The sequence below is a fragment of the Klebsiella sp. KPN54798 genome (genome assembly GCF_021184225.1).
Lineage (GTDB): Bacteria > Pseudomonadota > Gammaproteobacteria > Enterobacterales > Enterobacteriaceae > Klebsiella > Klebsiella pneumoniae.
Genome location: NZ_CP089234.1, coordinates 2,239,286 through 2,253,088, shown reverse-complemented (window position 1 = coordinate 2,253,088; position 13,803 = coordinate 2,239,286). Strand labels below are relative to the sequence as shown.

Genomic DNA, 13,803 nt, shown 5'->3' with positions numbered 1-13,803 from the left:
ATCGTCGAGCGGCTATACATATTTGTATGAATACCTCTATTCCCTGGAGTGGTACCGAACCTTTCTCGCCGTCCTGCAGGAAGGCTCTTTATCGGGCGCATCGCGTACCCTGAACATCACTCAGCCGACGGCGGGGCGCCATATTGCCGGGCTGGAAAACGCCCTCGGCCAGGCCTTATTTACCCGCTCGCAAACCGGCCTGCTGGCGACCGACGCGGCGCTGGCGCTGCGGGTGCACGCCGAGGAGATGGACAATACCGCCCGGGCGCTGGAACGCACGGCGGCTAACTTCAGTCGCGACAGAGCCGAGCTGCGTGGCGTGGTGCGGGTGGCCGCCAGCGAGGTGGTCGGCGCCGAGGTGCTGCCGCCGCTGGTTGCCCGGCTCAGGCAGGCGTGCCCGAATATCGTCATCGAACTGATGCTCTCCAATCGGTTTCAGGATCTGCTTCACCGGGAGGCGGATATTGCGGTGCGGATGGTCGCCCCGCAGCAGGAGCAGCTTATCGCCCGCCGTCTCGGCAGGATCGAGCTTGGGTTACATGCCACCGCCGCCTACCTGACGCGGCAGAGCCTGCCCGCGACCCTCGACGATCTGGCCAGCCACGCGCTAATTGGTTTTGATAGCGCCACCCCTCTCGTGCGCCGGGCGCTGCAGGCTTACCCCCGTTTTCAGCGCGAGGCGTTCGCGATGCGGACCGATAGCGACCTCGCCCAGTTGAGCCTGATCCGCGCCGGAGCGGGGATCGGCATCTGCCAGGTGCCTCTTGCGGATGGCATTATTCCCCTGCAGCGAGTGCTGGCGGCAGACTTTTCTCTGTATCTTGATACCTGGCTGGTAATGCATGAGGATCTGCGCCACAGCCCTGCCTGTAAGCGGGTATTTGATTTTCTCGCCCAGGGGTTGCAGGCGTATATTCGTGGCCCACTGGCGAGCTGACCCACCCCATCGCGCGGGCATTTCATTGCCTGCGGAAATAGTCACTCATTGACACTGTAAATATGGCATTGTATAAAACCCCGCCCCAATAATGAGTTTCATTTGCATTACTCCCATTTGCTGGTCATCCACTCGCCTGTTTACAAGGATAGCGTTTAATGAAGAAGGTCCTTTGCGCGTTAGGCTTGATGTTCACCGCCGTCAGTTCCGCGCTGGCAACAACCTACCCCCTGACGATTGAAAACTGCGGCTATCAGGAGACCTTCACCCGGCCGCCGGAGCGCGTGGTCGCGCTGGGGCAAAATACGGTCGAAATTCTGCTGCTGCTCGGGCTGCAAAAGCAGGTGGTCGCCAGCGCCTTCTGGCCGACCAGCGTTTTACCGCAGCTGGCTGAGCAAAACGCGAAGATTAAAACCTTGACGGTGGAAATTCCGAGCCTGGAATCGGTGCTGGCGCAAAATCCCGATTTCGTTCCCGCCCAGTTGCCGCTGCTGCTGGGGCCGGAAAGCAAAGTCGCCAGGCGTGAAGATCTCGCTACCGTCGGCGTAAACAGCTACGTCTCACCGGGGATGTGCGCCACCAAAAAGGCCACCGGCGATATGTACGGCAGCCGGCAAAAGCTGTGGGATATGACCTGGCTGTATCAGGAAATTAGCGATTTCGCCCGCATTTTCAATGTCGAAGATCGTGGTCAGGCGCTGATTGCCGATTTCAAAAAACGTGAAGCCGACCTGCGCCAGGAGTTTGGTAAAAGCAAAAAGGATCTCTCCTTCGTCTTCTGGTTCTCCAGCGCCTCGCCTTCGGCCGATGCCTATGTTGGCGGCAAAAACAGCGCCTCCGGATTTATCGCCAGCGTGCTGGGCGGACATAATGCGATAACCTCCGAGACCGAGTGGCCCACGGTGAGCTGGGAGAGCATCATTGCCGCCAACCCGGATGTGATCGTGGTCGCCAGCCTGGACCGTAACCGCTGGGCGCTGGATAAGGCCGAGGAGAAGATCAAATTCCTCAAAAGCGATCCCGCCGTCAGCCAGCTGGAGGCGGTGAAAAAAGGCCATATCGTGGTCATGGACGGTCAGGCGATGAATCCGACCATCCGCACGCTTTACGGCGCGGAACAGGTGGGCGAGCAGCTGAGAAAAATGGAGCTGAACTGATGAGCGTCGCCGTGCTTCAGACGCGCCGCAGCATGCTGCTCACCGGCTGGTGTTTACTGGCAGCGATCGTGCTGGCGCTGGTGATAGCGGTGGGCGTCAGCGTCGGCGAGCTGGCCATCCCGCTGCAGAATGTCTTTTACGCTATCAGCAACAGAACCGGCTTAACCGCTGAGCCTCTCAACCGTATCTATGAGAGCGTAATCTGGGATTTCCGCCTCAGCCGCGCGCTGGTCGCCGCCTGCTGCGGCGCCGGCCTCGCTATCTGCGGCGTCGTGCTGCAAAGCCTGCTGAAAAATGCCCTCGCGGAACCCTACGTCCTCGGCGTCTCCGCCGGGGCCTCCACCGGCGCGGTGTCGATCGTGGTGCTGGGCCTTGGCGCTGGCGCAATTTCCCTCTCGGCCGGGGCCTTTGCCGGGGCCTTCGCCGCCTTCGCCTTTGTCGCCTTGCTGACTAACGGCGCGCGCGGCGGCAATGAGCGTACGATTCTTGCGGGCGTCGCCGCCTCGCAGTTATTTAACGCCATCACGGCCTATACCATCAGCACCTCCGCCAGCGCGCAGCAGGCGCGCGATGTGATGTTCTGGCTGCTGGGCAGCTTCAGCGGCGTTCGCTGGCCCGAATTCCAGTTGGTCATTGTGGTGGTGCTCGCGGGTCTGGCGGTCTGCCTGTGGTATGCCCGGGCGCTGGACGCGTTCACCTTCGGCGACGATGCCGCCGCCTCGCTGGGGATTGCTGTGCCGCGCGTGCGCCTGATCCTCTTCACCACTGCGGCGCTGATCACCGCCACCATCGTCAGCATGGCCGGCTCAATCGGCTTTGTTGGCCTGGTGGTGCCGCACGTAATGCGTTTCTTCTTTGGCCCGCTGCACCGAACGTTGCTGATCGCCAGCGCGCTGGCAGGGGCGATATTGATGGTACTGGCGGACATTGCGTCGCGCCTGCTGATTGCCCCGCAAAGTCTGCCCGTTGGGGTAGTAACCGCCCTGGTTGGGGTACCTTTCTTTGCCGTGATTATCTACCGCTCAAGGAATAAGTGATGAGTATTTGCGCTGAAAATATCACCTGGAAGGCAGGCAAAAAGGTCATCGTCAATAATGTCTCGCTGCGGGTGCCGCGCGGCGAAACGGTCGGACTGCTGGGGCCCAACGGCTGCGGCAAATCCTCGCTGCTGCGCGTTCTGGCGGGCCTGCGCCGCCCGGATGCAGGTCGCGTCACCCTCGACGGCCAGGATATCGCCCGGATGGCGAAAAAGCAGCTCGCCCGCCGCGTGGCTTTCGTCGAGCAACACGGCATGACCGAGGCCAATATGCGGGTGCGCGACGTCGTGCGCCTGGGACGCATTCCCCACCACTCTCCGTTCTCAAACTGGAGCGCTCAGGATGACGAGGCGATTGCCGCCGCGCTGCAGCGGGTAGCGATGCTGGAGAAAAGCGAACAGGGATGGTTAAGCCTCTCCGGCGGCGAGCGGCAGCGGGTGCATATCGCCCGCGCGCTGGCGCAGAGCCCGAGCGAAATCCTGCTGGATGAGCCGACCAACCATCTGGATATACACCATCAGATGCAGTTAATGCAGTTGATCAGCGAGCTGCCGGTAACCAGCATTGTGGCCATTCACGATCTTAACCATGCCGCGATGTTCTGCGATTCGCTGATCGTGATGCAGCAGGGGCAGATCCTCGCCAGCGGGACGCCGGAGGAGATTTTGTCCGAAGCGCTACTGTGGGACGTTTTCCGGGTGAAAACCAAAATCGAGATCTCCCCTTACCACGGCAAAAAGCACATTCATTTCATCGTTTAGGTTGGGCGGATATGCCTCTTTTCTCCCTGCGCCCTGCGGCAACCCTCTGGCCTCCGGTGTTACTGGGAAGCCAGTTCGTTTTTAATATTGGCTTTTACGCGGTCGTTCCTTTCCTCGCCCTCTTCCTGCGCGACGACATGCTGCTCTCAGGCGGACTTATCGGCCTGATTCTCGGGCTGCGTACCTTCTCCCAACAGGGCATGTTTATCCTCGGCGGGACGCTGGCCGACCGCTATGGCGCTAAGGCGATCATTCTCGCCGGCTGCGTCGTTCGCGTCGCCGGTTTTCTCCTGCTGGCGTGCGGGGCGTCGCTGTGGCCCATTATCCTCGGCGCCTGCCTGACCGGCGTCGGCGGCGCCCTGTTCTCCCCGTCGATAGAGGCCCTGCTGGCGCGGGCCGGTACCCACAGCCAGGCCAACGGGAAACGCAGCCGCGCCGAGTGGTTTGCGCTGTTTGCGGTATGCGGTGAACTGGGAGCGGTGATCGGCCCGGTGGCCGGAGGCGTGCTGAGCGGGATCGGCTTTCGGCATATCGCCCTCGCCGGCGCGGGAATATTTCTTCTGGCGCTGGCGGTGCTCTTTTTCTGTCTGCCCGCCGACGGGCACACGACAACAACGCGCAGACGAGTCCCATGGTGGACGCCTTTGCGCCAGCCGCGCTTTGTCGCGTTTATTCTCGCCTACAGCTCATGGCTGTTGAGCTACAACCAACTGTACCTCGCCCTGCCGGTGGAGATCCAACGTTCCGGCGGCCGCGAGCAGGATCTGGCGCCGCTCTTTATGCTGGCCTCGCTGTTGATTATCACCCTCCAGCTCCCTCTCGCCCGCTTCGCCCGGCGAATGGGCGCCGTGCGCATCCTGCCGGTGGGCTTTCTGCTGCTGTCGGCTTCCTTTGCCAGCGTGGCGTTATTCGCCGCCGCCCCACCCGCCGAAGGTTGGCTGCGGTTAATGCCGGCGGCTGGTTTTGTCACGCTGCTCACCCTCGGCCAGATGCTGTTAGTGCCCGCAGCCAAGGATTTGATCCCGCTGTTCGCCGAGGAGTCGACGCTAGGCGCCCACTACGGAGCGCTCGCCACCGCAGGAGGGTGCGCGGTGTTAGCCGGGAATTTACTGCTCGGTCATTTACTTGACCAGGCGCTCATTCCGTCGCCGCAGGCGGTTTATCCCTGGCTTCTGCTGGCGCTGTTTCCGCTGTGCAGCGCCGTCGCCCTGCGGGCGATCTGTCGCCCGCTGGCGGCAACATGACGCAGAGCGGGTAACAGCCCGCTCTGGAAGTGAACCGACGATAAAGTAAACCGCCTGGGGAAGATAACGGGCGCGCCCCGCCTTACTTTGCCGCCAGCTCGCGACGAATAATCTCGGCGCCGGCGCTCAGGGCGTGCAGTTTGCCGGTCGCGACATGGCGCGGCAGCGGCGCCATACCGCAGTTGGTGGACGGGTAGAGTTTGTCGGCATCGACGAACGCCAGCGCCTTGCGCAGGGTTCCAGCCACCTCTTCCGGGGTTTCGATCGCATGGCTGGCGACATCGATCGCCCCGACCATCACCTTTTTACCGCGGATCAACTCCAGCAGATCCATCGGCACGCGCGAGTTGTGGCACTCGAGAGAGATAATATCAAGGGACGATTTCTGCAGCTGCGGGAAAGCCTCTTCATACTGTCGCCACTCGGAGCCCAGCGTCTTTTTCCAGTCGGTATTGGCCTTGATGCCATAGCCGTAGCAGATATGCACCGCTGTCTCACACTTCAGCCCTTCGGTGGCTCGTTCTAAAGCGGCGATCCCCCAGTCGTTGACCTCATCGAAGAAGACGTTAAAGGCCGGCTCATCGAACTGAATAATATCAACCCCCGCAGCCTCTAACTCTTTCGCTTCCTGATTGAGGATTTTAGCAAATTCCCAGGCCAGCTTTTCCCGGCTTTTATAGTGGTTGTCATACAGCGTGTCGATCATGGTCATCGGGCCCGGAAGCGCCCATTTGATCGGCTGACTGGTGAGCTGCCGCAGATAGCGAGCGTCCTCCACGAAGACCGGTTTCTGGCGCTCCACGGCGCCCACCACCGTTGGAACACTGGCCTCATAGCGGTTACGAATTTTCACGATCTCGCGTTTGGCAAAATCCACCCCGCTGAGGTGCTCGATGAAGGTGGTGACAAAGTGCTGCCGCGTTTGCTCGCCGTCGCTGACAATATCGATCCCGGCCCGCAGCTGGTCGTCGAGGGATAACCGCAAGGCGTCGCGCTTGCCGGCCAGTAATTCTTCGCTGGACAGTTTCCAGGGCGACCACAGAGTCTCTGGCTGCGCCAGCCAGGAAGGTTTCGGTAAACTGCCGGCGGTCGATGTCGGAAGCCATGTTTTCATAGTCATTAGCCTTTTATATGGGTTTAGCAAAGCGCGAAATTAGCAGACCATTGCTCAAGCAACGTCTTGTGCGGGTTGATAAAATGTTGTTGTGTAAATTTCCCCTGCTCAATCGCCAACAGGCTGCGCTCTTCCCGGTCATAGACGATTTTTGTTAATGAATGATCCAGGTGGCTGAGATTGGGCTGATAGTATTGCCCCGCCGGGGAGTTGGCATTGTAGATCTCCGGGCGATATATTTTCTGAAACGTCTCCATCGTGCTGATGGTGGCGATCAGTTCCAGGCTGGTGTAATCGCTGAGCAGATCGCCGGTAAAATAAAAGGCCAACGGCGCGACGCTGTTTTTTGGCATAAAATAGCGTACCTGCAGCCCCATTTTGCTGAAATAGCGCTCGGTCAGCGAGACGCCTTCCTGAGCATATTCAATGCCGAGGACCGGATGTTCGTTACCGGTGCGATGGTAAACATCTTTACTGGAGACGCTCAGGCAAATCACCGGCGCCTTGCTGAAGTTGGCGCGCCAGGCGCTGGATTGCACAAAATCCTTAAAGATATTGCCGTGCAACTCGCCAAAGTTTTCCGGTACGCTGAAGCGACTCTGGTCCTTATTATGTTCCAGAAGCAGTACGCTAAAATCGTAATCCCGCACATAGGAGGAGAAGTTATTGCCGACGATACCGGCATGACGCTCCCCGCTCTTTTTATCGACAATATGCGTTTGCAGGATCTCAATCACCGGGAAGCTGGCGCTATCCTGAGCAATATTCATCTCGACAGAAATAATATCCAGTTCCACCGCATAGCGATCGTTATGGGGATTATCCCAGTGGGCCAGGCTATTAAAACGGTTATTCATCATGATTAACGTATTGCGCAGATTTTCCTCACGGTTCACCCCTCTGGCTAAATTAGCGAAGTTGGTGGTAATACGCGTATTTTCCGCAGGGTTATAGTTTTCATCAAACCGGGTGCGCTTAATCGTATAGGTAAATTTATTATTCATGGCGATTGTCCATCCTGATGGCGGGCATAAAGCGAACCCGGCGGAATACTCTCCACCAGCCTGGCGACGCGGAGTCAGGCCGGGCGCGCTTCAACCGGTAAATGTTGTTGATTCGTTAATGAACCTATTTTTGCCAGAGTCAGCGCTGGAGGGAAAGCGACTTAAATTCAATGCAACATGAGCCATCCTCATGTTGCTCCAGGCGGTGGCCGATGGCCGATGGCCGACGCAGGCCGACAATATTAGTCAATAAACGTTTGTTCAATGGAAGTAGGCAGGGTACACTCTTTAACCACTATAAGATGGGCTTTTACCTGCCCGCCGTACCCGTTTAGCTGGAGCTTTTGTCGTACAGAATGATTGTTGATATCAGTATTATGTCGATGTGCATGGCCGTACTGCTGATTATGAGCGTACTGCTGAATTAAGAGGCTCCCGAACGCAATGACACTCGCTCTCATCTGACCTCCACATTCGCGAGGAAAAAAGAAGATTCAGAGGATTCGCGCCGCCTGGGATTGTTCCGCCTGCCGGCACCCTCTACTCTTTTGGGACTTGCTTATTGAGGAATCCCGGATGAAAAAAGCTCTGCTTGCCCTGTTCGCTATCGCCACCGTTACCGCCGCCAGCGCCTTTGCGGCTGATAAAACCGACGTCCCGGCGCCTGTCATCGATAACGGAGTCCGCCCGCCGATGGAGAGGGCTCGTGGCCCCCTGCCGCCGTTCCCGCCGCAGCTTCCGCCGCACAGACCGGTGCTGTTTTCAGCCACGGTAGCAACCGATACGCCAGCGGAAACCATTAACAAACTGACCGCGCTGATCCCCGCCGGCCAGGCGAAACACTACGAAGTGCACGTTGAGGTGGTGCCGGTTGGCGAGGGAACCGACAGACAATAGCCCAAAGGAGATCTACGCTGTCATCTGTCAGCAATAAAAAAGCTGCCGCATATCGCGGCAGCTTTTATGTACTTATTTACAGCTGAGCAGCTGAAAATTAGCTACGCACTTTCCGGTAAATAAACAGTACCACCAGCGCACCGATAACCGCTACCACGAAGCTGCCGAAATTAAACCCATCGACCTTACCAAAACCAAACAGGGTACTGATCCAGCCGCCGACCACGGCGCCGATGATCCCCAAAATAACGGTCACGATAAATCCGCCGCCATCTTTTCCCGGCATAATCCACTTGGCTAAAATACCGGCAATAAGTCCAAAAATGATCCAGGAAAGAATACCCATGGTTAACCGTCCTCTTGTTACCTTTAAGCATTTAGTATTGAAAAGAGTAGCATAAATAACGAGAGTGGATCGGTAATAATATAAATATTAGATAATTCCCTGCCGACGCCCGGCTGATCTTGTGACAACCTCTCTGGCTCTGGCAGGCCGGCTCTCGCTTATTACCTTAAAAAAAGGGAGGCTATTCGCCTCCCGCCATGCGGCTTATATTACCGCGGTGGTTAGTCGTGATGAACAACATAACCGCGACTGTTCGTCGAAGATTTCAATTTGCCAGACCTGATGGCGCGTCCCGACGTGCAGCGCTTTGCAGACGCCGCGCACCCGGCCCCCGCGCGCCGAACGGATGTGGTTGGCGTTAACCTCCAGCCCCACCACCTTTTGTTCGCCTTCGCTGCACAGATAGCCTGCCACCGACCCCAGGGTCTCCGCCAGCACCACCGACGCTCCGCCGTGCAGCAGGCCAAACGGCTGCTGTGTGCGGCTATCGACCGGCATAGTGGCCTCCAGCGTATCGTCGGTAACGGTCTCAAAGCGAATATCGAGCAGCCCTACCATGTTCCCCTCACCGAGCCGGTTGAGCTGCTCCAGCGTGGCCTGACGTTTCCAAATCATCCGATTATCTCCAGTAACGCCTGCAGCGGGTGGCGAACGCCGCTGCCTTCAATACGCTTCACCTGACTGCGGCAGGAGTAGCCCGTCACCAGACAGCGGTTTCGCGGCAGCCGCTGCATCGCCTGCTGCCAGGAGAGCGCGTAAATGGCCAACGAGTTGGCGTGGTTTTTCACTTCATGACCATAGGTGCCAGCCATCCCGCAACACCCAACGCTGACGTTTTCCAGCTTCGCGCCGAAGTGGGCAAAAATATCTGCCCACTGCTTTGTCGCCGCCGGTAGCGCGGTCACTTCGGTACAGTGACCGAACAGGTACCAGGGCTCACCGCCCAGATCGGGACGGGCGTCGCTGGTTAGGGCCTTCGGCAACCACTCATGGACTAACAGCACCTGGAAATCGCCGCGCTTGTCGCCGAGCGTCTGCTTGTACTCATCGCGGTAGCAGAGCACCAGCGCTGGATCGACGCCCACCAGCGGCATGCCCAGCTGCGCCACGCGGTTGAGGAAGTCCGCCGTCTTCTGCGCGGTGCGCGCGAAGCGGGTGAGGAAGCCTTTGATATGCTGCGCCTTGCCGTTCGGCGAGAACGGCAGGAGCACCGGCTGATAGCCTAAGGCCTCGACCAGACGGATAAAGTCGGCCACCACCTGGGCGTCGTAGTAGCTGGTGAAGGGATCCTGCACCACCAGCACCATCTTCGCTTTCTGCTCGGCGCTCAGCGCTTCGAGCTGCTCAAGGGTCATATTGGCGGAACGGTGGCCGGCCATCTGCTGCTTCAGCGACGGCGCCGAGAGCAGCGGCAGATCGACCATCCCGATATGCTTCTCCGACAGCTTTTTCAGCCAAGGCTGGTTAATAAAAAAGTTAAAGGTCTTCGGCGCCTGCGCCATCAGCGGCGCATAAGATTCGACCGAGGCCACCAGATGATCGCGCACCGGCCGCAGATAGCGGCTGTGGTACAGCTGCAGGAAGCGCGAGCGGAACTCGGGAACATCGATTTTGATCGGGCACTGGGTCGAACAGGCTTTACAGGCCAGACAGCCGGACATCGCCTCTTTGACCTCATGCGAGAAGTCATACTCGCCTTTGCGCGCATGCCAGCTGTTGCGCGTGCGCGCCACCAGCGAGCGCAGGCTGACGCCCTGCTCCGGCAGCGCCTTCTCCAGCTGGTTGGGATCGACGCCGCGGTCGGCCAGCAGGCGCAGCCATTCCCGCACTAACGTCGCCCGCCCTTTCGGCGAGTGGATGCGCTGGTTGCTGACTTTCATCGACGGACACATCGGGCTCTTGACGTCAAAGTTGAAGCACAGCCCGTTGCCATTACACTCCATCGCCCCACGCCAGCTGCTGCGCACCGCGATGGGGATCTGCCGATCCCAGGTGCCGCGCTTCGCCGCATCGACTTTCATCATCGGTGCGTCGATACCTTCCGGAGGACAGATTTTCCCCGGATTCAGGCGGTTATCGGGATCGAAGACCGCTTTGATCTTGCGCAGCTCGGCATACAGCGTCTCGCCAAAGAAGGCCGGGCTGTACTCCGCGCGGAACCCTTTGCCATGTTCGCCCCACAGCAGGCCGCCATACTTCGCCGTCAGCGCTACCACCTCGTCGGAGATCTGCTTCATCAGCACCTCCTGCTGCGGATCGCACATGTCCAGCGCCGGGCGCACGTGCAGCACCCCGGCATCAACGTGGCCAAACATGCCGTAGCTTAGGCCGTGGCTGTCGAGCAGCGCGCGGAACTCGACGATGTAATCCGCCAGATGTTCGGGCGGTACGCAGGTGTCCTCGGCGAAAGGAATAGGCTTGGCGGCGCCTTTGGCATTGCCCAACAGGCCGACGGCCTTCTTGCGCATGGCATAGATGCGCTCCACGCCTTCAAGATCGTGACAGACCTGCCAGCCAATGACGCCCGCCTCGCTGGCGGCCATCAGCTCGTCCAGCCGCTGGCACAGGGTAGTAACCTGCTGGTCAATCAGCGCCGCGTCATCGCCGGCGAATTCGACGATATTGAGCCCGAGCATCTCTTTATCCGGTACGTCGGTGATCAGTTCGCTTACCGAGTGCCAGACGATATCCTCGCGCGCCAGATTGAGAACTTTAGAATCGACGGTCTCCACCGACAGGGCTTTCGCTTCGACCATAAAGGGCGCATTGCGCAGCGCAGAGTCGAAGGAGTCATATTTGACGTTGACCAGACGGCGCACCTTCGGCAGGCGGGTGATATCCAGCCGCGCTTCGGTAATAAACGCCAGCGTCCCTTCCGAACCGGTTAAAATACGGGTCAGGTCGAACTCGCTCATCTCATCGTTAAAGACGTGACGCAGATCGTATCCGGTGAGGAAGCGGTTGAGTTTGGGAAACTTATCAATGATCAGGTCACGCTGCGCCTTGCAGCGCTGGTAGACCGTGTTGTAGATCCGGCCAACCGTCGAGGGGATATTGCCCAGCGTCTCCGCCAGCGCCACCGGCACCGCCTGGGTATCGAGGATATCCCCGCCCATCAGCACCGCCCGCAGGCCGAGCACGTGATCCGACGTTTTGCCGTACACCAGCGATCCCTGGCCGGACGCGTCGGTGTTAATCATCCCCCCCAGGGTAGCGCGGTTGCTGGTGGATAGCTCAGGCGCAAAAAAGTAACCATAGGGTTTAAGAACCTGGTTCAGCTGATCTTTGATGACCCCGGCTTCAACGCGCACCCAGCCCTCGTCAGGGTTAATCTTGATGATGCGATTCATATAGCGGGACATATCAACGATAATCCCGCCGTTCAGCGCCTGGCCGTTAGTGCCGGTGCCGCCGCCACGCGGGGTGAAAATCAGCGATTTAAAACGCGGTTCGGCGGCGACGCGCGCCAGCAGCGCCACGTCCGCCGTGGATCGTGGAAAAATGACCGCATCCGGCAGCAGCTGATAGACGCTGTTGTCGGTGGCCATCGTTAGCCTGTCGGCATAGCTGGTGGCGGTATCGCCGGTAAAACCCTGTTGCTCCAGTACCTGCAAAAAATTCAGCACCAGTTGAACTACCCCTGGCGCCTGAGAAATTTGTGGGATCATCACGCTTGACCCTGCCTGACTATGTTGTGTTTGAAAATATTGTGTTGGTGCTAACTAAACGTTTGCGTAGCGCATTCAACTTTTTATCACATTTTTTTCATATGCGCCCACGTGTTTTCTGTGCAAAATCAGCCCGGCAAAATTATTGATATTATTATCAGTATATGGATTTACGCGGCGCCAGCTGTTTGGCGCGACTGGAAAGGTAAAATTTCTCTATGATTAATCCCCATCAGCCTCGGGACATTCCGCAAATACTGCTGTCGGTGCTGTTCCTGGCCCTGATTATCATATCCTGCCTGTGGGTTGTGCAGCCGTTTATTCTGTCCTTCGCCTGGGCCGGTACGGTGGTGATCGCCACCTGGCCGGTGCTGCTGCGTCTGCAGCGTGTGCTGTTCGGCAAACGACTGCTGGCGGTGCTGGCGATGACCCTGTTGCTGTTTCTGCTATTCGTTATTCCTATCGCTCTGCTGGTCAACAGCCTGGTGGATAACAGCGTTCCGCTGATCAAACTCATCAGCAGCGGAAATGTGACGCTGCCGGATTTCGCCTGGCTCAACAGCGTACCGCTGGTCGGCGATAAACTGTACTCCGCCTGGCACGGTCTGCTGGATATGGGCGGCTCGGCGATTATGGCCAAGGTTCGTCCCTATATTGGCACCACCACCAGCTGGTTTGTCGGTCAGGCGGCGCACATCGGCAAGCTGCTGGTCTACTGCGGTTTGATGCTGCTGTTCAGCGCGCTGCTCTACTGGCGCGGCGAGCAGGTGGCCTACGGTTTCCGCTACTTCGCCACGCGCCTCGCGGCCAAACGCGGCGACGCCGCGGTGCTGCTGGCCGGCCAGGCCGTGCGCGCCGTGGCGCTGGGCGTGGTGGTCACTGCCCTCACTCAGGCGGTACTGGGCGGGATTGGCCTTGCCGTCTCCGGCGTGCCCTACGCCGCTCTGCTGACCGTGGTGATGATCTTTACCTGTCTGGTTCAGCTCGGCCCTTTACTGGTTTTGGTGCCGTCGATTATCTGGCTTTACTGGAGCGGGGACACCACCTGGGGCACCGTGCTGCTGGTCTGGAGCTGCGTAGTCGGCACCATGGACAACGTTATTCGTCCGGTGCTCATCCGCATGGGCGCCGACCTGCCAATGATCCTTATCCTCACCGGCGTCATTGGCGGCCTGATCGCCTTCGGCATGATCGGCCTGTTTATCGGTCCGGTGCTGCTCGCCGTCTCCTGGCGGCTGTATGACGCCTGGGTGCATGAGGTGCCGCCGCCGCCGAAAGACCCTGACGTCGTCCTTGAAGAGCTCAGTGAGCTGGAGGCCGGTCGCAAGTAATGCCTGGCAGGCGGGGAGACCCGCCTGTTTCTTTGCCCGCATATTGTTAAGAAAAATTTATTGATCGCCGGCAATGCGCTGGCCCCGCGCGCCCTTCACCTCGCTTTCCTCCCCCGGTCCTTCACAACAATTTAACTATTGAGAGGAATCTGATCGACGGCAAAGGCCCCGCTGCCTACTATTAGCTCACGGTTATAAATCAACACCTTGATTTATAAGCATGGAAATCCCCTGAGTGAAACAACGAATTGCTGTGTGTAGTCTTTGCCCATCTCCCACGATGGGCTTTTTTTTGCCCTGCGCATCA

At 58.7% G+C, this 13,803-nt stretch carries 11 protein-coding genes, 1 other RNA gene and 1 pseudogene; 8 read left to right on the top strand and 5 right to left on the bottom strand.

Translation table 11 applies throughout. The features are described from left to right. Window positions 1-26: 26 nt before the first annotated feature. The 5 genes and pseudogenes from LPQ25_RS10780 (at window position 27) to LPQ25_RS10760 (ending at window position 5,136) form a co-directional block, all read left to right on the top strand. Window positions 27-937 (top strand): annotated as a pseudogene (locus LPQ25_RS10780) (LysR family transcriptional regulator). Window positions 938-1,095: 158 nt separating this feature from the next. After that, window positions 1,096-2,094, top strand: a complete 999-nt coding sequence (locus tag LPQ25_RS10775) for a siderophore ABC transporter substrate-binding protein EitA (RefSeq protein ID WP_014907401.1) — start codon at window positions 1,096-1,098, stop codon at window positions 2,092-2,094. Next, complete coding sequence (locus LPQ25_RS10770; protein ID WP_014907400.1) at window positions 2,094-3,131, top strand: FecCD family ABC transporter permease; 1,038 nt, start codon at window positions 2,094-2,096, stop codon at window positions 3,129-3,131. Before LPQ25_RS10775 ends, LPQ25_RS10770 begins: the two co-directional genes overlap by 1 nt. Next, window positions 3,131-3,892: a siderophore ABC transporter ATP-binding protein EitC gene (locus tag LPQ25_RS10765; protein WP_004212506.1), complete on the top strand. Its 762-nt coding sequence runs from the start codon at window positions 3,131-3,133 to the stop codon at window positions 3,890-3,892. The genes LPQ25_RS10770 and LPQ25_RS10765 overlap by 1 nt, the downstream gene beginning before the upstream one ends. 56 nt (window positions 3,893-3,948) lie before the next feature. Then, window positions 3,949-5,136 carry an MFS transporter EitD gene (locus LPQ25_RS10760; protein ID WP_004225487.1) on the top strand — a complete coding sequence of 396 codons (1,188 nt, stop codon included), beginning with the start codon at window positions 3,949-3,951 and terminating at the stop codon, window positions 5,134-5,136. Window positions 5,137-5,218: 82 nt separating this feature from the next. Here LPQ25_RS10760 and LPQ25_RS10755 read toward each other — a convergent pair whose 3' ends face one another. Together LPQ25_RS10755 and LPQ25_RS10750 are read right to left on the bottom strand one after the other, a co-directional pair. Next, a complete protein-coding gene (locus tag LPQ25_RS10755) occupies window positions 5,219-6,250 on the bottom strand; it encodes a methionine synthase (protein ID WP_002909005.1) in 1,032 nt (343 codons plus the stop codon). Window positions 6,251-6,273: 23 nt separating this feature from the next. Then, window positions 6,274-7,254 (bottom strand): DUF1852 domain-containing protein, encoded by a 981-nt coding sequence (locus LPQ25_RS10750; protein ID WP_002909008.1) that lies wholly within the window; start codon window positions 7,252-7,254, stop codon window positions 6,274-6,276. Between the two features lie 576 nt (window positions 7,255-7,830). Here LPQ25_RS10750 and LPQ25_RS10745 point away from each other — a divergent pair. Beyond that, window positions 7,831-8,151 carry a hypothetical protein gene (locus tag LPQ25_RS10745; RefSeq protein ID WP_014907398.1) on the top strand — a complete coding sequence of 107 codons (321 nt, stop codon included), beginning with the start codon at window positions 7,831-7,833 and terminating at the stop codon, window positions 8,149-8,151. 97 nt (window positions 8,152-8,248) lie between these two features. Here the strand turns inward: LPQ25_RS10745 and LPQ25_RS10740 are convergent, their stop codons facing one another. From LPQ25_RS10740 to ydiJ, 3 genes are all read right to left on the bottom strand, one after another. Then, window positions 8,249-8,497 (bottom strand): GlsB/YeaQ/YmgE family stress response membrane protein, encoded by a 249-nt coding sequence (locus LPQ25_RS10740; RefSeq protein WP_002909014.1) that lies wholly within the window; start codon window positions 8,495-8,497, stop codon window positions 8,249-8,251. 204 nt (window positions 8,498-8,701) lie between these two features. Continuing rightward, window positions 8,702-9,112 (bottom strand): 1,4-dihydroxy-2-naphthoyl-CoA hydrolase, encoded by a 411-nt coding sequence (gene menI / locus LPQ25_RS10735; protein WP_002909015.1) that lies wholly within the window; start codon window positions 9,110-9,112, stop codon window positions 8,702-8,704. Then, window positions 9,109-12,165 (bottom strand): D-2-hydroxyglutarate dehydrogenase YdiJ, encoded by a 3,057-nt coding sequence (gene ydiJ, locus LPQ25_RS10730; protein WP_041168954.1) that lies wholly within the window; start codon window positions 12,163-12,165, stop codon window positions 9,109-9,111. Before ydiJ ends, menI begins: the two co-directional genes overlap by 4 nt. Window positions 12,166-12,383: 218 nt before the next feature. Between ydiJ and ydiK the strand changes: the two genes are divergently transcribed. Beyond that, window positions 12,384-13,496 carry an AI-2E family transporter YdiK gene (ydiK, locus tag LPQ25_RS10725; protein WP_004148729.1) on the top strand — a complete coding sequence of 371 codons (1,113 nt, stop codon included), beginning with the start codon at window positions 12,384-12,386 and terminating at the stop codon, window positions 13,494-13,496. Between the two features lie 188 nt (window positions 13,497-13,684). Then, window positions 13,685-13,792, top strand: an RNA gene (gene rprA, locus LPQ25_RS10720) — antisense sRNA RprA. Window positions 13,793-13,803 lie beyond the last annotated feature (11 nt).

What these genes read in the sequence shown, in the direction of transcription:
- ydiK (WP_004148729.1), top strand. Translation starts at nt 12,384, where the DNA reads ATGATTAATCCCCATCAGCCTCGGGACATTCCGCAAATACTGCTGTCG.
- LPQ25_RS10770 (WP_014907400.1), top strand. Translation starts at nt 2,094, where the DNA reads ATGAGCGTCGCCGTGCTTCAGACGCGCCGCAGCATGCTGCTCACCGGC.
- LPQ25_RS10750 (WP_002909008.1), bottom strand. Translation starts at nt 7,254, where the DNA reads ATGAATAATAAATTTACCTATACGATTAAGCGCACCCGGTTTGATGAA.
- LPQ25_RS10740 (WP_002909014.1), bottom strand. Translation starts at nt 8,497, where the DNA reads ATGGGTATTCTTTCCTGGATCATTTTTGGACTTATTGCCGGTATTTTA.
- LPQ25_RS10755 (WP_002909005.1), bottom strand. Translation starts at nt 6,250, where the DNA reads ATGAAAACATGGCTTCCGACATCGACCGCCGGCAGTTTACCGAAACCT.
- menI (WP_002909015.1), bottom strand. Translation starts at nt 9,112, where the DNA reads ATGATTTGGAAACGTCAGGCCACGCTGGAGCAGCTCAACCGGCTCGGT.
- LPQ25_RS10745 (WP_014907398.1), top strand. Translation starts at nt 7,831, where the DNA reads ATGAAAAAAGCTCTGCTTGCCCTGTTCGCTATCGCCACCGTTACCGCC.
- ydiJ (WP_041168954.1), bottom strand. Translation starts at nt 12,165, where the DNA reads ATGATCCCACAAATTTCTCAGGCGCCAGGGGTAGTTCAACTGGTGCTG.
- LPQ25_RS10775 (WP_014907401.1), top strand. Translation starts at nt 1,096, where the DNA reads ATGAAGAAGGTCCTTTGCGCGTTAGGCTTGATGTTCACCGCCGTCAGT.
- LPQ25_RS10765 (WP_004212506.1), top strand. Translation starts at nt 3,131, where the DNA reads ATGAGTATTTGCGCTGAAAATATCACCTGGAAGGCAGGCAAAAAGGTC.